23 protein-coding genes and 4 tRNA genes are annotated in these 24,625 nt (G+C 45.3%); 2 read left to right on the top strand and 25 right to left on the bottom strand.

Annotated elements, in window-relative coordinates:
• Window positions 1-26 precede the first annotated feature (26 nt).
• The 18 genes from MHN02_RS09175 to aspS form a co-directional block, all read right to left on the bottom strand.
• Window positions 27-1,805 carry a site-specific integrase gene (locus MHN02_RS09175; protein ID WP_239245660.1) on the bottom strand — a complete coding sequence of 593 codons (1,779 nt, stop codon included), beginning with the start codon at window positions 1,803-1,805 and terminating at the stop codon, window positions 27-29.
• 103 nt (window positions 1,806-1,908) lie between these two features.
• Window positions 1,909-1,999, bottom strand: a tRNA-Ser gene (locus MHN02_RS09170).
• Window positions 2,000-2,120: 121 nt separating this feature from the next.
• A complete protein-coding gene (nadA, locus tag MHN02_RS09165) occupies window positions 2,121-3,176 on the bottom strand; it encodes a quinolinate synthase NadA (RefSeq protein WP_039227298.1) in 1,056 nt (351 codons plus the stop codon).
• Between the two features lie 244 nt (window positions 3,177-3,420).
• Window positions 3,421-3,496: transfer RNA gene (locus tag MHN02_RS09160), tRNA-Lys, on the bottom strand.
• 38 nt (window positions 3,497-3,534) lie between these two features.
• Window positions 3,535-3,610, bottom strand: a tRNA-Lys gene (locus MHN02_RS09155).
• Between the two features lie 24 nt (window positions 3,611-3,634).
• Window positions 3,635-3,710, bottom strand: a tRNA-Lys gene (locus MHN02_RS09150).
• 292 nt (window positions 3,711-4,002) lie between these two features.
• On the bottom strand, window positions 4,003-4,797 hold the full coding sequence (ybgF, locus tag MHN02_RS09145) for a tol-pal system protein YbgF (RefSeq protein WP_239245657.1): 795 nt from the start codon (window positions 4,795-4,797) through the stop codon (window positions 4,003-4,005).
• The gene (pal, locus tag MHN02_RS09140) at window positions 4,797-5,363 is read right to left on the bottom strand and encodes a peptidoglycan-associated lipoprotein Pal (protein WP_014948870.1); all 567 of its coding nucleotides are present in this window, start codon (window positions 5,361-5,363) and stop codon (window positions 4,797-4,799) included. Before pal ends, ybgF begins: the two co-directional genes overlap by 1 nt.
• Window positions 5,364-5,403: 40 nt before the next feature.
• Complete coding sequence (gene tolB / locus MHN02_RS09135; RefSeq protein WP_014948869.1) at window positions 5,404-6,759, bottom strand: Tol-Pal system beta propeller repeat protein TolB; 1,356 nt, start codon at window positions 6,757-6,759, stop codon at window positions 5,404-5,406.
• 4 nt (window positions 6,760-6,763) lie between these two features.
• Window positions 6,764-7,657, bottom strand: a complete 894-nt coding sequence (gene tolA, locus MHN02_RS09130; RefSeq protein WP_239245654.1) for a cell envelope integrity protein TolA — start codon at window positions 7,655-7,657, stop codon at window positions 6,764-6,766.
• Window positions 7,658-7,664: 7 nt separating this feature from the next.
• Window positions 7,665-8,084 (bottom strand): protein TolR, encoded by a 420-nt coding sequence (gene tolR / locus MHN02_RS09125; protein ID WP_014948867.1) that lies wholly within the window; start codon window positions 8,082-8,084, stop codon window positions 7,665-7,667.
• Window positions 8,085-8,113: 29 nt separating this feature from the next.
• On the bottom strand, window positions 8,114-8,803 hold the full coding sequence (gene tolQ / locus MHN02_RS09120) for a protein TolQ (protein ID WP_014948866.1): 690 nt from the start codon (window positions 8,801-8,803) through the stop codon (window positions 8,114-8,116).
• Window positions 8,793-9,191, bottom strand: coding sequence for a tol-pal system-associated acyl-CoA thioesterase (ybgC, locus tag MHN02_RS09115; RefSeq protein ID WP_014948865.1), 399 nt, complete (start codon window positions 9,189-9,191; stop codon window positions 8,793-8,795). The genes tolQ and ybgC overlap by 11 nt, the downstream gene beginning before the upstream one ends.
• A 586-nt stretch (window positions 9,192-9,777) precedes the next feature.
• Window positions 9,778-10,782, bottom strand: coding sequence for a Holliday junction branch migration DNA helicase RuvB (gene ruvB / locus MHN02_RS09110; protein ID WP_039216778.1), 1,005 nt, complete (start codon window positions 10,780-10,782; stop codon window positions 9,778-9,780).
• Between the two features lie 68 nt (window positions 10,783-10,850).
• Window positions 10,851-11,471, bottom strand: coding sequence for a Holliday junction branch migration protein RuvA (gene ruvA, locus MHN02_RS09105; RefSeq protein WP_014948863.1), 621 nt, complete (start codon window positions 11,469-11,471; stop codon window positions 10,851-10,853).
• A 36-nt stretch (window positions 11,472-11,507) separates the two neighbouring features.
• Window positions 11,508-12,026: a crossover junction endodeoxyribonuclease RuvC gene (ruvC, locus tag MHN02_RS09100; protein WP_039216777.1), complete on the bottom strand. Its 519-nt coding sequence runs from the start codon at window positions 12,024-12,026 to the stop codon at window positions 11,508-11,510.
• Window positions 12,026-12,466: a dihydroneopterin triphosphate diphosphatase gene (gene nudB / locus MHN02_RS09095; protein WP_039216775.1), complete on the bottom strand. Its 441-nt coding sequence runs from the start codon at window positions 12,464-12,466 to the stop codon at window positions 12,026-12,028. The genes ruvC and nudB overlap by 1 nt, the downstream gene beginning before the upstream one ends.
• A gap of 3 nt (window positions 12,467-12,469) precedes the next feature.
• Entirely contained in the window at window positions 12,470-14,230 is a 1,761-nt protein-coding gene (aspS, locus tag MHN02_RS09090; protein ID WP_014948860.1) for an aspartate--tRNA ligase, read from the bottom strand.
• Between the two features lie 247 nt (window positions 14,231-14,477).
• On the opposite strand from aspS, the gene MHN02_RS09085 reads away from it, so the two are divergent.
• Both MHN02_RS09085 and MHN02_RS09080 read left to right on the top strand, forming a co-directional pair.
• The gene (locus tag MHN02_RS09085) at window positions 14,478-15,329 is read left to right on the top strand and encodes a DUF72 domain-containing protein (protein ID WP_239245651.1); all 852 of its coding nucleotides are present in this window, start codon (window positions 14,478-14,480) and stop codon (window positions 15,327-15,329) included.
• Window positions 15,330-15,453: 124 nt separating this feature from the next.
• On the top strand, window positions 15,454-15,939 hold the full coding sequence (locus MHN02_RS09080) for a GAF domain-containing protein (RefSeq protein WP_239245648.1): 486 nt from the start codon (window positions 15,454-15,456) through the stop codon (window positions 15,937-15,939).
• A gap of 86 nt (window positions 15,940-16,025) precedes the next feature.
• On the opposite strand, the gene MHN02_RS09075 is transcribed toward MHN02_RS09080, so the two are convergent.
• From MHN02_RS09075 to MHN02_RS09045, 7 genes are all read right to left on the bottom strand, one after another.
• Window positions 16,026-17,366, bottom strand: coding sequence for a sigma 54-interacting transcriptional regulator (locus MHN02_RS09075; RefSeq protein ID WP_049585870.1), 1,341 nt, complete (start codon window positions 17,364-17,366; stop codon window positions 16,026-16,028).
• On the bottom strand, window positions 17,363-17,947 hold the full coding sequence (locus tag MHN02_RS09070; RefSeq protein WP_014948856.1) for a hypothetical protein: 585 nt from the start codon (window positions 17,945-17,947) through the stop codon (window positions 17,363-17,365). The genes MHN02_RS09075 and MHN02_RS09070 overlap by 4 nt, the downstream gene beginning before the upstream one ends.
• Window position 17,948: 1 nt before the next feature.
• Window positions 17,949-19,346: a HAMP domain-containing sensor histidine kinase gene (locus tag MHN02_RS09065; protein WP_014948855.1), complete on the bottom strand. Its 1,398-nt coding sequence runs from the start codon at window positions 19,344-19,346 to the stop codon at window positions 17,949-17,951.
• A gap of 60 nt (window positions 19,347-19,406) precedes the next feature.
• Window positions 19,407-19,688: a calcium-binding protein gene (locus MHN02_RS09060; protein ID WP_223866688.1), complete on the bottom strand. Its 282-nt coding sequence runs from the start codon at window positions 19,686-19,688 to the stop codon at window positions 19,407-19,409.
• Between the two features lie 298 nt (window positions 19,689-19,986).
• Window positions 19,987-22,059, bottom strand: coding sequence for an EAL domain-containing protein (locus MHN02_RS09055; RefSeq protein ID WP_239245645.1), 2,073 nt, complete (start codon window positions 22,057-22,059; stop codon window positions 19,987-19,989).
• Window positions 22,060-22,240: 181 nt separating this feature from the next.
• On the bottom strand, window positions 22,241-22,681 hold the full coding sequence (locus tag MHN02_RS09050; RefSeq protein WP_156086131.1) for a TerB family tellurite resistance protein: 441 nt from the start codon (window positions 22,679-22,681) through the stop codon (window positions 22,241-22,243).
• Window positions 22,682-22,932: 251 nt separating this feature from the next.
• Window positions 22,933-24,609, bottom strand: a complete 1,677-nt coding sequence (locus MHN02_RS09045; protein ID WP_239245642.1) for a fused response regulator/phosphatase — start codon at window positions 24,607-24,609, stop codon at window positions 22,933-22,935.
• Window positions 24,610-24,625: the final 16 nt, after the last annotated feature.

The following is a 24,625-nucleotide window of genomic DNA, read 5'->3' as shown; positions in this document are numbered from 1 at the left end:
CACATTCCTGTTTTTATAAGCGAATCTCAGATAAGTTGAACCCAACTAATCAGGGAAAGCTCTACAGGCACTGACGGAATCTTATCAACAGCGTCTTTAAGCACGGACAGTGGATATTCGCCATAAGTACCAGATACATCACCTGATGAATGCCCATTGATAATGTCAGCAACGTCTTTAGGTATGCCAGCTAGACGAGCTTGTGTCTTGAAGGTGTGCCTGAATGCGTGTAGAGCTTTCACTTCATGGGCAACATCTAGCTTTCCACGGAAGTAATCAGCTAACCAATCACCAACACGGAAGGCGTATCGTCCATCACCTATCCTTTTCAGCTTAGGGAACAAGCGACCTGATGACTCCAGTGATTCGAGGTATGACAAGAACCCTAAAGTGATAAGGTCTTTATGCAATGGCACATAGCGCGTACTGCCAGCGTTCTTAACAGATTTATCTGGAGCACCCGCTTCGATAGATAAGTAGTGGACACCGTCTGTTTCACGAATGTCTGAAACATACAGTTGAGCCAATTCTTCCGCTCGACAACCCGTGTAATAGGCTAATAGAGGCAGCCAGTACACAGCCTCACCATACTTGCTTTGCTGCCCTCTGAATCCAGATGTGTATATGGGAGAGCTAAAGATGACTTCAAGGTCTCGACTGGTGTACTGCTTATCACTGCCTTTGCGTCTTTCGATGGACGAACTAAGGCGTTTCGTTGAGCCGTGAACAGGATTTACTTCGATAATGTATTGCTCTTTAGCAAACTCGAAGACAGCACTGAGAGCCATTAGCTGTTTCTTAACCGTAGACGGAGACAAGCGAGGCAACTCTTGTTCATCTGCCTTCTGAATTTGCTGGTGGACACTGAGACACGATATATTTCTTTTTGGTCTTGTCGGCATTTTAAGCAATAGTGTTCTAAACGTGTCAACATCTTGTCGAGTTACGTCAATAACAGCTTTATTAGGAAACACTTCTGAGAAGCGCTTAACGACAACGCCATAGTCTTTAAGTGTCTTATCTATTGTCTTCTCTCTGCCCTGATTGTGCAGTCTTAGAGACTCCTCGTACTCAGCAAATACAGCCTCTATTGTCTGCACTGATTTAACAGTTGCTGGCTCTGTACGAGACTTTGACAAGCTCTGTTCAGCTATAGGAAGAGGTTGGCTTGATTCATAATCTCCCACATGCAGTTGAGCAGAGACCAACTGAAGACGCTTAACTACCTTAGCCAATTCAAGCATTAACATGAGATAAGATTGAGAAGACTCTGGTACAGCTAACCCTTCTTCTTGGAGTAGAGAATGCGCTTCATCGCCAAGTACCTCTTGAAGACTCTCAATGTCGTCTAACTGGCGACTACTTGAGTCATTTAGAGAATTAACAGCCTCTTGAATCTGTGCATCAGTTTCTATTTCTGACCACTGCCCTAGCCTCACCAGCATAAGGTCGTACTTAGCGATGTCAGTAAAGCCTGTAAGTGAATCAGACTCGTGCATACGTTTAAGCTCTCTATTGTAATAGCGAGCACTCAACACACTGATGTCTTTGCGAGTCAAAGAGTCTGGATTAGAGGACTTACGTTCAACGAGAGAACGCTCAACGTCCAGTTTCCGCTTACAACTCTCAAACTCTAAGGATATGGATTCATAGACAGATGGGTACAAACGCCTAGCCTCGGACAATACTTTTGTTCCAAGTGAGCGTCTAACTTCGGTCTTACCGAATGCCTTTCTGATGTCTTTAGGTACTGAACGTCTACAGTAGTAAACGTTAGTTTTAGGATGTTTCCAAGGTTGAGCCATAAGGTTCATCTGTACCACCCCACTGTACCACCTGCACAACGTGGGGCTGATATAACTACTTGTTTTATGGTCTTTTTCTTAACTATCAGGTAGTTAAGGTATTTGGCGGAGAGAGAGGGATTCGAACCCTCGATACGCTATAAACGTATACACACTTTCCAGGCGTGCGCCTTCAGCCACTCAGCCATCTCTCCAAATTTTGATCAAGAAGATTTCAACGACGAAAACCCTTGAGCGCGCGTATAGTAGGTAAAGCCGCGCGCTTAATCAAGAACTTGCTGGAAAATATTCAGCAAGTGCTTATAAATCGTGCGCTTATAGCCCGCCTTTCGCTTTTAACTCGGCTGAGAAGTTAAGCATGCGATCAAGTGGAATAAGTGCGCCTTTACGCAATTCATCATCAACAAAGATTTCATGCCCATCAGTTTCGCCCGTTAAAGACGCCTTAATCGCTTCTAAGCCGTTCATTGCCATCCAAGGGCAGTGAGCACAGCTTTTACACGTAGCGCCGTTACCGCCCGTTGGAGCCTCTATAAACGTCTTCTCTGGGGTAAGTTGTTGCATCTTGTAAAAGATGCCTTTATCAGTAGCAACAATAAAGGTGTCGTTATCCATGGTTTGCGAAGCTTTTATTAGTTGACTGGTTGAGCCAACTGCATCTGCCATCTCTACCACACTTGCGGGTGATTCAGGGTGAACCAGAACCGCTGCGTTTGGATACAGTGCTTTCATGTCTGCTAGTTTCTGTGCAGAGAACTCGTCGTGAACGATACACTCGCCCTGCCACATTAGCATGTCGGCACCCGTTTGCTTGGCAATGTACGAGCCTAAGTGTCGGTCAGGGCCCCAAATGATTTTCTTGCCCTGGCTGTCTAAGTGCTCAACGATTTCAAGCGCGATGCTCGACGTTACTACCCAGTCGGCGCGTGCTTTTACTGCCGCTGATGTATTCGCGTAAACCACGACGGTGTGGTCAGGGTGCTGATCACAAAATTCGCTAAACTCTTTTACCGGGCAACCAATATCAAGCGAACACGTTGCTTCAAGTGTTGGCATTAGTACGGTTTTTTCAGGGCTAAGAATTTTTGCCGTTTCACCCATGAAGCGAACGCCAGCAACAATTAAGGTTTGTTCTTGTGCATCTCTACCGAAACGCGCCATTTCCAATGAGTCTGCCACGCAGCCACCTGTCTCTTCAGCGAGTGCCTGAATTTCATGGTCGGTGTAATAGTGTGCGACAAGCACAGCGTTACGGGCTTTAAGTAAAGCTTTGATCTCAGCCTTTAATTCAGCTTTACGTGCTTCTGACAATGGCTGTGGTTTTGCTGGGAACGGGTACTCTACCTGATCCACTCGAAATGCTACTGACATTAACCTACATCTCTGTTGCGACAAGGGTGCGGATTATACCCAACTGTCATAAAAATTACACACTACCTAATCAACATAAGGGTAATTAAATAGTCGTAGTTATGCTTACCTGTTCTACTACATGGGGTTAGGTAAACCAGATCAAAGTGCAAATGAGACGAGTAGCGTTTTAAAACGCAATAAGCATTGGTGTTTTGTACAGAGGAGATTATTTAAAAAAGGAATATTTGAGTTTGAGACTTGATGGTGGGTCGTGCTGGATTCGAACCAGCGACCAATTGATTAAAAGTCAACTGCTCTACCAACTGAGCTAACGACCCATCAAGTGACACACAGATAAGTTTCGCAATTCAAATGATGGTGGGTCGTGCTGGATTCGAACCAGCGACCAATTGATTAAAAGTCAACTGCTCTACCAACTGAGCTAACGACCCATCATTTGATGCTAGGAGAGAAAGTGGTGGGTCGTGCTGGATTCGAACCAGCGACCAATTGATTAAAAGTCAACTGCTCTACCAACTGAGCTAACGACCCTTTCTTTCCTGTTGTTGCCTGTGTCTTGGCAACGGCGGCATATAATACTCAGATTTTTATTCGACGCAACCCATAACGTCTTTTTATTTTCATTTTTCTGTCAAATTACGACTAAACGGTCAAAATGAAAACAAATCGCTGAGTATTTATACCAGTACTAATTGAGTTTAGTCAGGTTTCTACGAAATACAGTGAAATTTGGTGCAGAAGTTTTATGCACTCTAAATGGAATTTTTTGAAAAAAACTTTTCTCTAACTCATAAAAAAGCCTCTTTAAAAGAGGCTTTGTTCATTACAAGTTATTTAACCGAGATTCAGCGAGGCGTTTTGCCGATGAATCAGGGTAATCATTTACAACTTGTTGGAACAGCTGACGTGCTGTTGAACTGTCTCCCGTTCGCTCAGCAATGACACCTAGTTTTAATAACGCATCAGGGCGCTTGGAAGAATCGGTAAAGCGATTAGCTACAATATTAAATTGCTCACTTGCTTCGCTCCACTGCTGCTTATTAAACAGCAGTTGCCCTAACCAATAGTGCGCGTTTGGTGCGTAACCACTGTTGGGAAAGCGTGAAATGAACGATTGAAACGCAGGAATGGCTTTATCGTACTCACGAGACTTAAGGATCAAATTCACCGCATTTTCGTAGGCTTCATCTTCACCTGCTTGCGGAGCTTGCGTTGGCGTAGGTGCTGTTGGAGAGCTCACAGAGCCCGAATCAACACCTGCACTAGGCATGGCACTACCTTGTAGCGCGCCGCTTTGCTTAAGTGCTTCCACGCGTTTATCTATTTCAAGGTAAAGCTCACGCTGACGCTCAAGTACTTTTTGAAGTTCATTGGTATTAACTTCAACCGCACCACGCAGCTGGTCGACTTCCATTTGCATATTGTCTAATTGCGTTTGAAGCCTGTGTTGCATTTCGGTTCGGCTCTTAACAATACGCTCTAGTACAACAATACGCTGTTCTAATTCACTGCCGCCATTGGCGTCTACCACAGGCGCTTGCGCAAATGCGGTAGAAACAGCAAGGGCGGCACATAAAGTGACGCCCATTTTTAATGTCTTATTCGTTAGAATAGTCATTAGCGGTAAACAACCACTCCGCGACGGTTTTGAGCAAACGCATACTCAGTAGAACCCATCACTGCTGGTTTTTCTTCGCCGTATGAAACTACTGTTACTTGGCTGCTGCTTACGCCAGCATTAAGTAGGTAAGTTTCAACAGACTGTGCACGACGTTCGCCTAGCGCGATGTTGTACTCAGGCGTACCACGGCTGTCAGTGTGACCTTCAATAGTCACTTTAGTGCTTGGGTTTTTCACCAAGAACGCCGCGTGCTTGTCTAGAATACGCTGGAACTCTGGCTTGATGCTTGAGCGGTCAAAGTCAAAGTAAACGGTTTGTTCGTTCTTCAGCGCTTCCATTTCTTGCTGAACCATTTCTTCCTGACGCTTCATACGCTGTGCAGCTTCTGCTTTAACGCGCTGTGCTTCTGCTTCACGTGCCTCTGCTTCTGCAGCCGCTTGTTCTTGTGCAAGGCGGTTACGCTCTGCTGCCAATTCTTCTTCGCTAGGGCCTGAAGAACATGCCATCATTGTCACTACTGGCAATGCGATAATGAAGCTCTTCATCACTTTATTCATTTGCATCCTACTAATCCTTAAATTTTATTGTTTAGTCGTTAAATTGTTAGAACAAAAATGGTGACCAACTTGGCGATTTAACTTGCCCATTGGCTGCTGGTAACCTAGCTTTAAAACGCCCATCTAAAGAAACCAGTGACAACACTTGGGTTCCCTCGTGAAGGGTGCTGTATATAATCATGCTTCCATTCGGCGCTACGCTTGGTGATTCATCTAAGTACGTCCGTGTCAGTACTTGAGGTGATCCACCATCCAAAGACTGCTTAGCAATGTGATAGTTCCCATTAGTTTGGTTTACCATAATCATTTGCTTGCCGTCTGGGGAAATCGTACCGCCAAGGTTCTGTTCACCTACAAAGGTAACTCGCCTTACTTTCCCAGAATTTAAATTTACGCTATATATCTGGGGTTTACCACCCCGTTCCGAGCTAAATATTAACCCACTGCCGTCTGGTAGCCACGCGGGCTCCGTATCAATCGCTCTATTTCGTGTTACTCGGCGAAGATTTTTTGTCGCTAAGTCCATCACATAGAGTTCAGGGTTTCCATCTTTCGATAAAACCATTGCAAGTTGCTTGCCATCTGGTGAAAACACCGGGCTACTATTTATTCCAGGGAAATCAGTAATGCGCGTACGCTCGCTGGTGTAGATATTCTGAATGAATATTTGCGGTCTACGATTTTCAAAACTAACGTAGGCAAGCTTCTCGCCATCAGGCGACCACACTGGCGACATAAGCGGCTCTGGCGAAGACAACAAGCGCGTTTCGTTCTCACCATCGTAGTCTGCAATGACTAATTGGTAAGGTTTTTCTACCGTGTCACGGTCGCGAACAATGACGTAAGCAATTTTCGTTAAAAACGCACCGCGAACACCGGTCAATTTTTCATACACAATGTCGCTAATTCGATGCGCATACTGGCGAAAATCTCGACCGTTGATCACTGCCTGACGGGCAGCTAGTACGTGATCATTACTCGATACCAAATTGCCGTCTTTGAGTACTTTAGCTTGCCCATTGTCAACTTGCCCTTTAAGTACATCAATCAACTCATAGGATACAAGGTAACGGTCGCCTCCTTGTGGCTCAATACTTCCTACTAAAACCGTGTCCACACCTAAGGTTGCCCATGCAGTGAAAGACACTTGTTCCGCTGTCTCCGGATACTGTGGCATTTTGTCGACAGATACCGGATTAAACTTACCACTACGCATTAAGTCGGCCATCACCACTTTAGAAATATCGCCAGGCATACTGCCCTGACCTTTCCATTTAAATGGCACAACCCCGATTGGACGTGCACTATCTACGCCCTCGGTTATCACAATTTCTAAGGATGCAAACACTTTGGCACTGAATGCCATCGTAATAAGCGCTATCCATAAACCTAGTTTTTTCATACCACTATAATTCCACTTTTAAAGTAATGTCTTTTAACTGCTCGTAAACATCGGGTGCATCTGACACAGGTAGCTTTTCTGCACGGCGTACTGCACTCTCTGCTGCGCGGCATAGCGCGTCGTTACCGCCAAGTACACGAATACTGGTTACAAAACCTGTGGTAGCCAGCCGTATATTCAAGCGGCAAGTTTTACCGCTATAGCTGTCGTCAGAATACAAGTTGCGCTTGATAGTTTGCTGAATTAGCGCAGTGTAGCGCTCAACTTCAGTTAACACTTGCTTTCGTCTACGCTCTCGCTGAGCCGCTTGCTCTTGCGCTAACTGCTCTTGCATGATTCTTTCCATCTCTGCACGTTCAGCCGCTTCTTTCTTCTTCCGCTCGGCTTCAGCTTTCGCTTTTGCTTCACGTTCCTTGCGCTCTTGTTCCTTCTGCGCAGCAAGGCGTTCTAACTCTTTTTGTCTTTTTGCCTCGGCAGCCTCAGCCTCACGCTTTTCTTTCGCACGCTTAGCTGCTAGCTGCTGTTGACGCTTTTTCTCAGCTGCCGCTTGTGCTTTTCTTTGCTTCTCTCGCTCTTGGGCTCGCGCCTGCGCCTCGGCTTGTGCCTGGGCCTTCTTCTGGTCGGCTATAGCTTGCGCATCAATAAACGTCGCTTCTATCACAGGCGCATTCGACGGCATACTTGGCAACGGGTCAGGAGAGAAACTGACGCTAATTAGCAACAGCGCAGCAATAAAAAGATGCAAACCAATGGACTTGTACAAGCCTACTTGTTCTGGGCTTATACTGTTGGCTTGCTTGGCACTTTTGCCGTTCTTTTTATCACCACTTACACCGTTACTCGCGTTGTTTGAGTGGCTAGCGGTTGACGTGCTTTTCGACACTTCAGGTTTCGACATATCTATATTACTCAACCGGATCCGTCATTAACCCTACTGAAGGCACACCCGCCTGCTGTAATAACACCATTAGCTGTATCACTTCGTTATACGCTACTTGTCCATCGCCTTTTACCACTACGGGCGTATTGGGCTCTTTGGTCAATTGTGCTTTTACAATAGCGCCAAGCTCTTCTTCGCTAATTGGCGATTCCTGATCTTCGCCTACATTAAGGAAGTAGCGACCTTTAACATCCACTGACGCAATAATAGGTGGTGTATCTTCTTGCTCTATCGGGTTGGCACTTGCTTTAGGCAAATCTACCTTTACCCCTTGAGAAATAAGCGGCGCCGTTACCATAAAGATAATAAGCAACACCAACATCACGTCGATGTAGGGCACTACGTTTATCTCTGATACCGGCCTGCGGCGTTTTCTTACATACATAACAAGTCCTCCGTTTGGAATGTAAACGCTTAGGCTTGTTGTTGTGCTTGCGCAGCAACGGCTTGGCGATGAAGGATTGCAGAGAACTCTTCCATGAAGTTGCCGTAGCTATTTTCTAGCTTCTCAACCTGATGGCTGAAACGGTTGTAGGCAATAACCGCAGGAATAGCGGCAAACAGGCCGATAGCAGTTGCAATAAGTGCTTCTGCAATACCCGGCGCTACCATAGCAAGGGTAGCTTGCTGCACTTCACCTAATGCGATGAAGGCATTCATGATCCCCCACACAGTTCCAAATAGACCGATGTAAGGACTAATTGAGCCCGCCGTGGCTAAAAAGGGTAGACGACTTTCTAATTCTTCGACTTGACGAGACATAGAAACGCGCATGGCACGGTATGTACCATCAACTATGCCGTTGGTAGCGGTGTTAGACTTGCGCAGGCGAACAAACTCTTTAAAGCCTGAGCAAAAGATGCTGCCCATTCCTGTGAGGTTAGTTCTGGCAGAAAGCTCTTGATAAAGACGGTTAAGGTCAGCGCCTGACCAGAACTTATCTTCAAACTGACGCATTTCGTTGCGTGCCGCCGACAACGCTTTGCTGCGTTGGAAGATAAACGTCCACGACGCTATCGACACGCTTAGCAACAAAAGCATAACTAGTTGAACAATAAAACTCGCTTGTAAAAACAAGCCAATAAAAGTGAGATCAGATGACACGCGAAATTTCCCCTAACAAAGTACGTGGTAATCTTTTTGGCTTCATAACGGCCAAATCGACGCAGGCAACCTTGATATCTCCCGATACCAATGTAACGCCTTGTTCATTTTTAATAATTTGTTGAAACGTCATACTAGCGCCTTTCAATTCTACAACGCGAGTTTCAATACTCAACAGTTGATTGAACCGTGCAGGCGCATAGTTATGCATTTCAACGTGTTTGACGACGAAAGCGATGGATTGTTCCATCAGCGTGTCTTGTTCAAAACCTAGCTCGCGAAGCCACTCTGTACGGGCTCGCTCCATAAACTTTAGGTAATTCGCATAATAGACGATACCGCCTGCGTCGGTATCTTCGTAATACACTCTTACCTGATGTAAATGCATAACTATTCCTTCACCCAAAAATTTAATAATCCAAAGCGGAGTTAAAATAACTAATTGGCGCGACAAAATGCAGAACAAAACCTCCCCACAGAGCCCACCAAAGCTAACATTTAATCAAAAATAAACCAATGCGAAACATCCAGTTAACACATTAGTTTTTCTAATTCAAACCAACAATTTTACTCAATTGTAGTTTTTTATGCTCTCCCTATAATGCACAGCATCAGTCGTACAGAGCGTGATGGTGCTTAGCACGGTCATGCAAGAGTTATTCTCCTGTTAGACATGAGTTCCCTGGATTTATTTCCTTCAACACTTGTTGTTTTAGCCCGCTCAATGAGCGGGCTTTTTTTTGCCTGTAATTTAGCATCTGTACAAAACAAAATATTGGCGGCCCATGCTTAACTTGGGCTATGCGATAATTCGCCATCCACTTTCAATGCTCTGGAATGACAGCTCCCCCCATACGAGCATTTACTTGTAGCGTTTGAAACGGCTTCTGTATTCTCGGTGTTACCAAAAAAAGCCCAGCAATCCAGCTAGGCCTTTAAAACGAATCTGTTGCTTCTTACAAAGGGACGGTAGATTATTCAGACGGAGCGAAGCCAAAGTGAAGATAGGCTCGCTGAGACACAATACGGCCTCGAGGCGTGCGCTGTAAAAAGCCCTGTTGAATAAGGAAGGGTTCAATCACGTCTTCTATGGTTTCTTTCTCTTCACCAATGGCTGCTGCCAAATTGTCTAAGCCTACTGGCCCACCATCAAACTTTTCGATAATAGCAGTAAGCAATTTGCGGTCCATGTAGTCAAAGCCTTCTTTGTCTACATCAAGCATATCTAAAGCTTTGGCCGCAACGTCGGCGCCCACCGTGCCGTCAGATTTAATTTCAGCATAATCCCGAACACGGCGTAACAAACGGTTGGCGATACGCGGCGTGCCCCGCGAGCGACGTGCCACTTCTTGCGCACCTTCCTCGTTCATGTCTAAATTCAGATAGCTCGCGCTTCTTGCCACAATACTGGTGAGGTCTTTTACGTTGTAAAACTCAAGGCGTTGAACAATACCGAAACGGTCGCGTAATGGCGACGTTAGCGAGCCTGCGCGGGTGGTAGCGCCTACCAGTGTAAAAGGAGGAAGGTCTAGCTTAATTGAACGGGCGGCAGGCCCCTCGCCTATCATAATATCAAGCTGATAGTCTTCCATGGCAGGATAAAGAATTTCCTCTACCACTGGACTTAAGCGATGTATTTCGTCTATGAACAATACATCATTGCGCTCAAGGTTGGTAAGCAGTGCAGCCAAGTCGCCAGCTTTCTCAAGCACAGGGCCTGACGTGGTTTTAATGTTTACGCCCATTTCATTTGCCACAATGTTCGCAAGCGTGGTTTTACCCAGTCCTGGCGGACCGAAAATAAGTAGATGGTCTAGCGCATCGTCGCGATTACGCGCAGCTTGAATAAAAATTTCCATTTGCTCACATACGTGAGGCTGCCCCGTATAGTCTTCCAGCATTTTAGGGCGAATGGCGCGGTCGATGACCTCGTCTTCGGTGCTGGCTTCAGGCGTAATCAGTCTGTCGGCTTCAATCATGATAGTTCTACTTTAAACGGTGACGTGAAGACAGGCAGACTAAGAACCGCTGTCTTCGTTGAGCGCTATTATATGGCCGCTTTTAATGATTCGCGAATAAGGGCTTCACTTTCCATGCCCTCTTTATATACGCTGTCAACTAGCTTGCTCGCTTGAGCAGGTTTATAGCCCAGTGCAATAAGCGCGCTTTGTGCTTCTTCCCGAGCGTCGTTTACAGCAACAATAGTGTTGGTGGATAGCAAGTCGCCACTTGGAGGTGGTACAGCAATACTCTGCGCCTTGCCAAATTTTGCTAGGCGGTCTTTAAGCTCTACCACTAAACGCTCTGCGGTTTTCTTACCTATACCCGGTAAGCTGACGAGTGCAGAAACATCTTCATTTTGTACACTTGCCAAGAACTGGCTTGCCGACATTCCAGATAAAATAGCAAGGCCTAACTTTGGGCCTACACCATTGGCTTTGATCAATTCTCGGAAAAGCCCTCTTTCCATTTTATCAGCAAAACCAAACAGCAATTGGGCGTCTTCACGAACCACAAAATGTGTGTACACCACCACTTCTTCACCCACCGCGGGAAGCTGGTAGAAACTGGTCATAGGCATGTGAATTTCGTAGCCAACACCGGCTACATCTACAAGAATTTCTGGAGGCTGTTTCTCAGCCAACGTACCGCGAATTCGTCCAATCATGAATTATCTCTGTAAAAGCGTGAGCTTTAAGCAGTACTAGCGCAAACGACCACGAACGGTTTTTCGGGCTTGCCCTGCCATGTTTATCAGGCTCTGTTCGGTGTGTGCATGACACAAGGCAACGGCTAATGCATCGGCAGCATCGGCCTGTGGCGTGCCGCTTAAGCTAAGCAGGTGTTTTACCATGTGCTGAACTTGCGTTTTATCTGCGCCACCTTTTCCAACTACCGACTGCTTAATTTGCCTTGCGCTGTATTCAGCAACAGGAAGTTGCGCTTGGGTGGCTGCCACAATGGCGGCACCTCTGGCCTGACCAAGCTTTAACGCTGAATCAGGGTTTTTCGCCATAAATACTTGCTCAATAGCAAATTGGTCGGGTTTATATTGACGAATAATATCGCCAACCCCGGTAAAAATATTAGCAAGACGAGAAGGCAAATCTGCCGTTCCAACGCGAATGCATCCGCTTGCTAAATACACCAGTTTACCTTGCTTGCGTGCAATTAAACCGTAGCCTGTGATCCGAGAACCTGGATCTATACCCAGTATAACCATTAAGGCACACTCGGTACAAACAAAGATACCGCTTCTTTATTAGAGGGAGACCATAAACGCGCTAGCGCTTCCTCTTTCGACACCCATTCGTACTGCAAGTGCTCTGTCAAAACAATGGGTAATTCGCTGTTTATTTGAAGGGAAAATACGTGTTCTGTGTTGTGCACAGTACCAGGAGGATAGCGATGTAGCCAGCGGCTACGAATTTCGTATTGGTTTTGCTTATCGTGATCGTTAACCACAAAGCCGTGCGCTTTGGCATCGATGCCAATTTCTTCACACACTTCACGATATGCTGTTTCTAAGGGTAACTCCCCCTCTTCTAACGCGCCGGTTACCGACTGCCAAAAGGTGGGGTCATCTTGTCGTTGCAAAAGCAGCACTCGGTAGTGTTGGTCATACAACACTACCAGTGCAGATTCAGGCTTCTTATACGCCATAAATTACGATTGCTTTTTCACCGTTGCAATAGCTAGCTCTTCAAGCTGCTGTGGATTTGCAGGGCTAGGCGCCGATGTTAATGGACATGCCGCTGTGGTTGTTTTAGGGAATGCCATCACATCACGAATAGAGGTCGCGCCAGTCATAAGCATTACCAGACGGTCTAGACCAAACGCAAGACCTGCATGCGGCGGCGCACCAAAGCGCAGCGCGTCAAGCAAGAAGCCAAACTTGTTCTTCGCTTCTTCATCGTCAATGCCAAGAATGTTGAATACCGTAGACTGCATGTCTTCATTGTGAATACGTACAGAACCACCGCCTAATTCAACACCGTTCAATACCATATCGTAAGCATCAGATAAGGCTTCAGCTGGATTAGCTTTAAGTTCTTCTGGCGTTAAACCACGAGGCGCGGTAAACGGGTGGTGAATAGCGTGAAGCTGACCGTCAAACTCTTCGAACATTGGGAAGTCAACAACCCAAAGTGGCTTCCACTCGCCTTCAAGAAGCTCAAAGTCTTCACCAAGCTTAAGACGAAGTGCGCCCATCGCTTCGGTAACCACAGTGTAGCTGTCTGCACCGAACAATAGAATATCGCCACTTTGCGCGCCAGTGCGCTCTAGCATGGCGTTAGTGATGTCTTCGGTTAGGAATTTAAGGATGGGCGACTGTAGACCTTCAAGACCAGCACCAGCATCGTTAACTTTAATCCAAGCTAAGCCTTTCGCGCCGTAAATACCTACAAATTTAGTGTATTCGTCAATTTGCTTACGCGAAAGTGACGCCCCACCCGGTACGCGAATAGCTGCTACGCGACCTTTAGGGTCATTTGCCGGGCCGCTGAATACTTTAAAGTCAACGTTGGCAAGCAAATCTGCAACGTCGGTTAACTCAAGCGGATTACGTAGGTCTGGCTTGTCGCTACCAAAGCGCGTCATGGCTTCTTTATACGTCATGCGCGGGAAGTCACCAAGGTCAACGTTTAGCATTTTGTTGAACAAGTCGCGGATCATACGCTCGGTAATAGACATTACGCCATCGGCATCTAAGAACGTGGTCTCAATATCGATTTGGGTAAATTCTGGCTGACGGTCGGCACGTAAGTCTTCGTCGCGGAAGCACTTAACAATTTGGTAGTAACGATCCATACCCGACATCATCAGAAGCTGTTTGAAAAGCTGTGGCGATTGCGGAAGTGCAAAGAACTCACCTTTGTGCGTGCGGCTTGGCACTAGGTAGTCACGTGCACCTTCTGGCGTTGCCTTAGTAAGAATAGGTGTTTCAATATCTAAGAAACCTTCTTCTTCTAGGAAACGACGTACAGCACCGGTTACTTTTGCACGGAACTGTAAGCGCTGGCTCATTACAGGACGGCGAAGGTCTAGGTAACGGTAACGAAGGCGCTGTTCTTCTGAGTTTTCTTGGTTCCAGTCTAGTGGAAGCACGTCAGACTTGTTGATCACTTCAAGGCCTGTGCCTAAGATCTCAATCTCACCTGTGCGCATGTCTTTGTTAACTTGACCTTCAGGGCGCGCACGCACTTTACCCGTTAGCTTTACACAGAATTCGCTACGCAACGTGTTAGCTACCGATAGCACGTCTGGTAAATCTGGGTCGAACACCACTTGTACGATACCTTCGCGGTCGCGTAAGTCGATGAAAATTACACCGCCTAAATCGCGACGCTTATTAACCCACCCGCAAAGGGTAACTTCTTGTCCAATGTATGATGAATCGATATTCCCACAGTAATCTGTGCGCATGGTCCTTGACCCCTGATGTTTTTTCTTGCTTCGCATGCTGTGAATTGGCGTTCAAAACTGCTTACTTTTAGGCTTAAGACTTTGCCAAAAATCGCGTAAACTTGCTGGCCAATTAACTGGCCCGCCCACAACATGCATAATGTAATGATTTAAAGGCCGCATAGTATAAACAAATGCTTGATAAAGCCCAATGACAAATATGCACAAATCAGCCATATCACAAGGAAATCTCTATATTGGATTGCCAATGTGGCAACACAGCCATTGGCCAAGCACGTGGTTTGCTAATTATCCCAAGTCTGATAATGGATTGTCGCTGTATGCCAAGGAGTGTAATACGGTTGAAGGGAATACCACATTTTACTCTCTTCCCCACCAAGACGCTGTAGCAAGATGGTGCGATTCAACACCCGACCACTTCAGATTTACTTTCAAGTTTCACCAAAACATTACGCATGTACATCAATTACAGCATTGTGACGAAGAGGTTGCCCAACAGCTTGCTTTATTAAGCCCGCTAAAAGAAAAGCTAGGAGTAATGATGCTGCAACTGCCCGCTTCTTTTGGGCCAGAAAAACTATCCATTTTAGATACTTTTTTAGCGGCGTTACCTCAAGAATTAAACATAGCGGTTGAGGTGCGCCACCTGGCATTTTTCGCTAAGGGTGATGAGGAAAAGGCGCTTAATCAACTTTTGATCCGCCACGGTGTGAATAGAATCATTATGGACACCCGAGCGCTTTTCACTGGCTCTTTAGACGCAGGGGGAAACAATAGACGAGCGATGCTAGAGGAAGTGCGAGAGAAAAAGCCTCGTGTACCAGTAAATGTTATTGCTACAGGCCAGACTCCCATTGTGCGCTTTGTAGGCAATGATGTTGGAGATGACAACCAACGCTGTTTATTGCCTTGGGTGAAAAAAGTGAAGATTTGGCAAAGTGAAGGAAAAGACGTGTACTTTTTTTGTCACCGCCCAGACAACAAAGATGCTCCCTGGTTAGCGCAGCAGTTTATCGATTTGTATAACAACACTACTCCATCACTCGCGCTAAATAACCTGTCTATTAAAACTCAACCAGAGCAGAATTCACTGTTTTGATGACGAGCAACTGACATTGAGCCTATCAATATTTTTTAATAGATAGCGTTTTTCTAATTCAGCGGTAAACTACTGCTCTTATCTATTTTGGTACTACACCATTATTTACCGTGAAATAGCCTCAATGAACCATGAATATGAGAAAGCGCGTATTGCTGCGCTTGAATCGCTAGATATTTTAGATACTTCCCCAAGCGAACAACTTGACGAGCTCACCAAAGCTGTACAAGAAGAATTTAATGCTAAAACCTGCTTAGTAAGCCTTGTTGCAGAAGATCGCCAATGGTTTAAGTCCCGCCAGTGTATGGATGCTACCGAAACACCGCGTAATATCTCGTTTTGCACCTACGCGATAGCCGAAGAAGAATACTTAATTGTTTCCGACGCTAAAGCCGATAAGCTATTCGCTAATAACCCGCTGGTTACTGGCAGCCCTTTCATAAGAGCTTACGCAGGTGCTATCTTGCGCAACAAAGATGGCTATGAATTGGGTACGTTATGCCTACTGTTTGATGAACCACGTGACTTTTTAGATGTTGAGATAGAAAGCTTAAAAAACCACGCCCGCACAGTTGAAACCATTATTTTTTCAGAGCACCTTCCAGCATAACTCCAGCCCTACGCTTTTCGTATCGCAAAACAAAAACGCATCACTAAAAAGTGATGCGTTTAATAACTCTCTAAGCTCGACTATGTCTATCTGAAATCAGCTGCGTCTAGCTCGTGCTTTTTCATAAGCTTGTGCATATCAGTTCTATTTCTACCAGCAAGCTCTGCCGCGCGCGTTACGTTGCCGTCGGTCATTTTTAGAAGCTTGTGCAAGTATTGCTGTTCAAACGCATCGCGCGCTTCTGTAAGCGTTGGCCAGCTTTGCTTAGTGGCTGACAAGGCTTGCTCTACTAAGTGAAGCGGAATAACCGGCGTTTGCGTTAACGCAACACACTGCTCGACCACGTTAACAAGCTGACGTACGTTACCTGGCCAAGATGAGGTTACCAGCTGTTGCATAGCGTCATCAGAAAATTGGCTTACATTCACGCCATGACGCTGTGCGCTTTGCTGCAGCAGCGAGCGAGCCAGAAGTGGAATATCTTCACTTCGCGATTTTAGCGACGGAAGTTTTAGGTTCACCACGTTTAGACGGTAATATAAATCTTCGCGGAAGGTGCCTTCTTCCATTTCTTTGTGCAAGTCTTTGTGCGTTGCAGAAATGATACGCACATCGATATCTACGTGCTTGCTACTACCTACTGGGCGAATTTGACGCTCTTGTAATGCACGCAGCAGTTTTACCTGCAGCGTCATCGGCATATCGCCAATCTCATCCAAGAACAAGGTACCGCCGTCGGCTTCTCTAAACAGACCTGGGTGAGCAGCTACAGCACCGGTAAACGCACCTTTGGCATGACCAAATAGCTCAGACTCAAGCAAGTTTTCAGGCAATGCTCCACAGTTAATAGCTACAAATGGTTTGTCGCTGCGGTTACTGGCTTTATGAATGGCATTAGCAAGTAATTCTTTACCTGTACCGCTCGCGCCGCTAATAAGCACAGACACTTCACGCTGAGCTATGCGGAACGCCTGGTCTAGTACATTTAGCATTTCTGGAGAACGGGTAATGATGTCCTTTGCCCAATCCCCAGGCTGTGCAGCTTGAGACTGGCTAAGTGCTTTTTGCAGCAGCGCCCGTAATTCGTCGTGATCGACAGGTTTAGGCAAAAAACCAAATACACCACGCTGAGTGGCTGCTACCGCATCAGCTATGGTGCCGTGAGCCGTCATCAGAATTACAGGAATATCTTTTCTAATTCCCATAATTTCTTCAAACAAACTCAGACCATCTAAGCCCGGCATACGCAAGTCACTTAATACTACATCGTAGTTTTCGTTTTGAAGCTTTCTTAACGCTGATTGACCGTCTTCCACTGCGGTCACCTCATAACCTTCGCCTTCCAGACGAATGGTTAATAAGCGCAATAAGCTCTTATCGTCATCTACCAACAATAAGTTAGGGTTACTACTCGCCTTTTCGCTCACTGTTGTGTACTCCTGTTTTTATCCATCAGTGTTGCTTCAATCTGCAACAATTCTTCTAGTTTTTTGCGCAGGTTAACTGCTTCAATTTCAAGTGCTTTTACTTTCTCGCCACGAGAAGTATTTTCTTGCTCCAACACCACCATGGCAGATTCAAGCTGCATAATCTGATTGTTGTGCGACGCAGCAATAACAGTCACCACTTCTTGCGCAGTGGGTGTAAATGTTCCAGCAATATCATTTAAGGCAAGCTGCGCGCGCAACCTGTCTTGATAAGGTGTATCTGTTGGTAGTGTTAAAACGTAGGCGTGAAGTGTGTCAGATGCTGTATCACCTAACGCTTTTAATGCTTGCTTACGCTCTAACCAAGGTTGGTTGGCCGCATCAATCCACGCGTTAAGCCAATACGTTGCATCGCAATTGTGCTCGAACCCCTGTGGAGGCTCAACAAATAAACAAAGGCCACGTTCTATTTTAGCTACAGGCGTCACCTTTTCTGGCTCACCTGCGTTGTCGTTGTTTCTGGTTAAACTCTGACATCCTGTCAGCACCAGTAAGGCGACAATTAAACCACTTATTCTCATTTTATTTTTCCTGTTGCCCAATGGTCACTCTAAAGCAAACATCGGCATAGTCTACATCTACAACACGCACATCACCATGCATCAGTCGAGCGCAATCGGCAACAATTGATAACCCTAAACCCGTCCCAATGACATTGTCGTTTCTCGGCTCGGTTCCTCGGATAAAAGGTTCAAATAAAGTATGTACTGACTCTGGAGCAATACGCTTACCGCGATTGGCAACATCCAGTACAAGATTATCGTTTTCGTTATAAAGGCTAATATTTATCGGTCTTCCCACTGCGCCATGCGCGACTGCATTGGACACCAAGTTATCAAGTATTCTTCTAAACAGCTCCTCGTCTATACGCACCTCGGACGCGGTTATCTTTACTTCCACTTCTCTATCCTGAATAGCGAGCGCGTAATCTTCTAAACAAGCAGAAACTAACTTGCTAACGTCACTTTGTACCATTTTCGGCTGAGCTTGTTGCAACAGCAGGTTGTAGTCGAGCAACTTTTCCACCAGCGTGTTTAGCCTTTGCGTGCTAGCAGTAAGTAGCGAAAGTACTTCGCGTTGACTGTTATTCAACTCGCCCACCACGTTTTCAGACAACAAGCTGCAGCCTTCTTTAATACTGGCAAGCGGAGTTTTGAGCTCGTGAGCAGCGTGTCGCAGCAAGGCGGTTCTAATATGCTCCAACTGCTGTAGTCGATCATAAAGCCAATGTAAATCTTTCTCTACATCAATCAGTTCTTTTGGCGCTTGTCTTGAAAGGGGTGGAAGCTGACCATCGCTGTGGGCCATGATCCTTATAATCTTTTTTAAGTTGTTGACGGGGTTCACAATAAGCTGACTCCCCATCAATATTAGCAATAACGAAACGCTTACAAGCATGGCCGTAGACCAAGCTTGTTTTGCTTGCATGGCATTTAAATCATCTTGCTGGACTTTGACACGTTCAGTAATAGCGGCTTCTACATCGTCGCGAAGCTGGTCGACGCTATCGCCCACAGATGCAAGGTAAGCATTAAGTAAGAGCTGGTCTTCAATCGCTCGATATTCGGCTAATTGATTTAGCTGTTCTGAAAGTCGTGTGCAGGTAGTTGGTACCGAGAGAGCCTGACATAGATTGTCAGCTGCCACGGCAAATTGATCGATGGCGTTATCAGAAAGAGATGCCACCCTATCATTTCTCAACACAGCAAATTGGCGAATGCTGCGCTCTACGTCAACGACCGCGTTATCGAGTCTTTGCATGTCGCTAACAACATCGACAACAAACCGTGTTTCAAGTGTTGTCATTTGACCCACTTTGGCTAAGTCGCTTTGACTTTGCCAAAGTAAGGCTATAAGAGGGATAAGGGCCAGTACAAAACTACCTAGCGTCAACTGCCTTAGTGAACCAAGTTGTACCAAGCGTTCACCAAACGAAACCTTGTTTATCAGAACCTTACCCTCTTAAATATATTATTTTATCTACTCACTTGCTGTGAGCTTTTCATTGCCTGGCGTCAACTTGCTTTTTGCCAATTCGGCTTCGGAAAGTTTGCCATCTTCGTTGTCATCAATCAGCCCAAAGTTACGCAGTAGACCTGTGTGTCGAACCGCTTCTTTAAGTGATATCAGACCGTCTTTATCTGTGTCTAATTCCTGCATCAACGAGCGCGCTGGACTTGCGTACGCGTCCGCTACTGAAATGGCTTGTACTGCAGCAACAGCACAAAGTGCTAAGAAAACTTTTTCGAGACGTTTCATCATGAATCCTCCGCTAAACGCTTTTAAAATCCTTCTCAATCCGCTTTGATACCAGCCCTGTGTTATCAGGTTATGCTGCTATTAAAGCTCATGGATACTACCACTAGTCTTCAATTAACCACTATCATAATTGCATTCAAACTGCTTATGCGATTTTCAGACCAAAAAGAAAAAACACATTAAAAACAGCAATATATATAAATCAATATACTATTAAGCACTCAGCATACAGGTTAATTGTTGCAAAAAAGAAACACCACTTTGAAACACTGTATGACAAAGTGGTTTTATCGATACCTTGCTATACAGAGAAACTGCTATCGCTGTAATGGGAGGGAGAACAAGTGAGCTCCGATAAGGGGATGGGCTTGCTAAACATAAATCCTTGCACATTGTCACATCCATGCTCTCTAAGGTAATTCCACTGTTCAAGGTTTTCTATGCCCTCAGCACATACCGAGAGTGACAGTCTTTTTGCCAAATCAATAATTGCCCCAGTCACAAGACGGCTTCGTTCTGAAGTTTGAATTTCCATTACAAACTGTCGGTCAACTTTTAGCGTGTCGATATTGATTTGCGTCAGGTAACTTAACGAGGAGTAACCCGTTCCAAAATCATCTAGCGCTATGGCGCACCCCATGTTTCCGATGCGTCTGAAGAACTTGTTTGAAAGAGTAAAGTTTTCTAGATACGCACTTTCTGTCACTTCAAATTCAATGTTTTCTGGGTTGATGTCATAGAGCTTGAAAGTATTGTAGATGTAGTCAAACAGCTGCGAGCTTCGCAAATCATGTCCAGATAAATTGATTGAGGCTCTAAACGGAGACGTGGCCCATTGTTTTAAATCTGGCATATCAATACAAACGCGCTTAATTACCCAACGGGTAATTGCAGTGATCTTACCGCCCTGCTCAGCAATGGGGATAAACTCGTTCGGCATGACCAAGCCAAATTCAGGATGTTGCCAACGAATAAGCGCTTCTACGCCTATTACATTCCCTCCGTTGTTAACTTTAACCTGGTAATAAACAACAAACTCATCGTTGCTGATTCCTTGCTCAATACCGTTAGCTAAGTGGAGTTTACGCTTATGCGACTCAACCATATCAGGTGTAAACAGTGTGTAGCTGCCCCGCCCTCGCGCTTTTGAACGATACATTGCAAGGTCTGCATTGCTCATCAGCTCGCTTAGGTCGTAGCCCGCATCGGAAGCCGTAGCGATTCCAACGCTTAAACCTACCGTTAGTGATAAGCCACGCAGTTCAAAAGGCTCATCAAATGCGGTAATAAGTCGCGTTGCCAAGCTTTGCGCTTGGTCGGTAGTCACATCTCTATCGGGCAGTACTAAGAACTCATCACCTCCCAATCGCGCGAATAAGTCGCCGTCGCGCAGCAAACACTGAACTCTGTCAGCAACCTCAATGAGAATGAGATCTCCGGTTTCATGTCCTAAAGAATCATTGATGCCCTTAAACCCATCTAAATCAAAAAACAGGAGCAGTAAGTCTTCATCATTTCTTTTGGCTCTGGCTAGCTCAAGTCTTAAGTTATCGAGAACAAACTGTCGATTGGGAAGACCGGTTAAACTATCGAAGTTTGCCAGACGAGACATGGTTTCTTGTTGATCAACCAATGTTTGCTTTTGCTCAAAGTTGATAAGTAACTCAACTTCAATGGTATCCAATAAACTATTAATGTTATTCGATAACTGTCCAATTTCATTAGATGTATTAAGTGAACTGCGCAGCGCATAGTCTTTTGACTCAAATACTTCTTGAGTAAACTGCCTCAGCGACCCAATAGGAGAAATCAAACGGTATAAAATAAAGACACAAGTGCCAGTGCAAAGCAGCAAAACCGCGATAACGATAGGCACTTGCTTAATGATCTGGCGGGCTGAACTTGCCGCCATGATGTCTTCAATGTCCACATAAAGCACAACATGTCCAAGTGGGTATAGGCTACTGCCTACAATTTGATGGGCAGTGATAACATTGTCGTATTGCGTAACACCGAATGGAATTTCTGCAGGATCAAGAGGAACAGATTGATTGGAAAGCTGGTTTAAGGAATCAGGTTGAATAGTGGAAATGACTTGATAGTCGTTGTCATATAGCGTGGCGGAAATAAGATTATCGTGTTCTTTTATCGGTTGAAAAAGAGAGGAAAATAATGCGTTATCACCGGGACTTCGCTCCATGACAACCGATAACTGCAGCGACAAAGCGTTACTTAACGTCGCGGTATTGCCTTTAACCACATCCACCACAGAAGCGTTGTGTTCTAATTTATTAACAATTACCACAGAGAGCGCCAGCACCGACATCGTCAATGCAATGACAAGCCCAATTGGGATTTTCAACGTTCTAAACACTCAACTACCCTTACTTCAGTACTGCAAGCTGTTGTAAGCAAGTGATGCCATAGGCTCTGAAACAGCACTGTCACCGCTAAGCTTTTATTATTATTTGTTCACAATAGTAAGGTACAGGTCGCTAAATTTGAATCCATTTTTTTAGCTAATACAAAAAAGACTAACTGAGTGATGATGAACGCTATGTTCTTTCAACTACTTCAAGTTTAGTTTTAATGTATTGGCTATGGGGAACGTACAATAAATCAGCTATTTGACGAATAGTACTCTCTTCAAGAGGCGCTAAAGATTCATCCGCGTATGCAATAGCCCAGAGGCTCTTTATCACATCTCTTTTCTCATCAGCGCTGCAGTGTTTATTTAGTACTTGAGTAAAACGCACTAAGTCAATTGAATCGTCAGCCGTCTCTTGCCCCCTTTCAAGCAACAACGACATCGCTTCCTCATCTATGTTTACATGCTTTCTGAGCTGTTTCTCGTATTCACTTCTCTCGCTATCCGTTACCTCATTATCAGCATTAACAATTTCACTAAGTAATGCAGCAGTCGCCAATTCAACGGTATACGTTGGCTCTGTACGCTTATGCGTGTCTTCGAAAAATTTAAGAAATGATTTCAGCATGGGGCCCTACTTCTTGTGTCACCGCAGAAACGCCCGCGGTTAATGAAATTTGAGTATCGATAAAACTTTTACTCGGTAAAAGCTAAATTCGATTAATTGCTGGATTAGATGGACAGATTTACAGCGATGACCAAGCAAGCAAGTCTATGTAAACTGTACTCAGCGACTAGCGCTGTAAAGTGAGAGTTTAAAAGCCCTCAGAGAAACATGAATATGAACATTTTGCTCGTAAAGATATTTTCTAAAGGCGCCTAAATTTTAGTATCAAGTAAGCAAATCACTTTACTCCCGCCATTTTCGAACCACACTCGTTCGCACAGCGCGTGAAGCAAAGGGAGCCCACGCCCAAAGCTTTCGTCATGAACGGAATGACGCCGACCTACCGTACTTGCCTTATTCCACTCAAAGCCTTCACCACTATCTTCAACCGCTATCAGCACCTTACCTTTAAGGGGCAAAGACTCTATCCGAATATTAATTCGCCCGTGACTAAGCGCTTTTAGTGAAGCCTCGCGGTTTTCGTAATATTGATGGAACCCTGTACTATCAGCTTTGAGTTTTGAGTCGAGTTTCAAGATCCCATGCTCTAACGCATTATTAAACAGTTCCGACAACACAGTATAAATTATCGAACGCACCGCTTGAATGCCCTCACATTGCCCCGCAAGCTGTAGCACGCGTTGAAGAATGTCAGGCTGTTTCAAATGTTGTGCGTCAAGCGCAACTTCATGCACCGATGGCAATCCAAAATCCATCTTTGGTGATACGGGCGTTTTAATGGGTTGAGAGGTAAACACGACTAGCGTGACATCATCGTGAAATGAAGAGGCTGCGCAATGCTCTTTCGCCTTAAGAAAAAGTGAATTGGATTCTATTTTCCCATGCGTCTGCATTTGCTCTTTTACTATTCTTACCAAGCCTTCCTCAAGAAGCATTTCTCCCTCTTGATTAGTACTCTCAATTAGCCCGTCGCTACAAATTACAAGCTGTTCATTGCATCCTAATTGAATGGTATCGCAATCGGTGTTGAGTTCATGCTCATCTAGGATCCCTAATGCCATGTGACGTGAGGGGATGCAGCGCAGCGCTAAATCAGTTTTCGCAGGAACAATGACAGCCGGCATTCCCCCCTGCCACAAGTTGATTCTATTGCCCCCCGCGTTAATTTCGCCCACCACTGCGGCCATAAACATGTCACTTGGTAGAAACGTAATTAAAATTCGGTTTAATTCTGAAATAATCTCAGAAATAGATACCCCTTGCTGGCTGAGTTCCTGAAAGGCTCGGGTTACAGGCAACGCACCAATTGCTGACGCCAAACCATGGCCTGTAAAATCTCCCACCACAAAATAAATACCACCACTAGGGCTTGATTCGCATAGAAAGAGATCGCCATTAAAGGTTTCAGCTGGCTTTAGGAAGCAGTCGAAATGCGCCATTACCTCGGGCCGATTGACAATAGCGTGGCTAAAAATATGTTCAACGATGGCGTGCTCTCTCGCCACTCTTTGATTGAATAAACGAAGTGCTTTATTTTGCTGTTCTATGTGTTCACTCAAAGCACGTATTTTTAAGTGGGCTCGAATTTTGGCAATTAGAATGTGTCGGTCGAAGGGCTTTGTGGCAAAGTCGTTCCCGCCAACTTCCAGGCACCTCACTAAGCTTTCTTTATCTTCTAAAGCGGTGATAAAAAGAATAGGTAGATACGGCCCTTTCGCAAGCTTGCGTATTTTGGGTGCAACGTCAAAACCACTGAGCCCAGGCATCACAACATCCAACAAAACCAAGTCGGGTTTTTCGTGCGTAAATTTTTTGATAGCTTCAACACCATCCACCGCTTCGATACACTCTTTATAGCCTGCGTTATAAAGCATGTTAGTAAGCAATGTACGGTTGATAGCCTCGTCGTCAACAATGAGGATCTTCACGTATGTCTCTTCGATA

The organism is Alteromonas sp. CNT1-28, from assembly GCF_022348345.1.
GTDB classification, from domain to species: Bacteria; Pseudomonadota; Gammaproteobacteria; order Enterobacterales; family Alteromonadaceae; genus Alteromonas; species Alteromonas macleodii.
The sequence above is the reverse complement of the archived record's forward strand: the minus strand, read 5'-3'. Positions and strand labels throughout refer to the sequence as shown.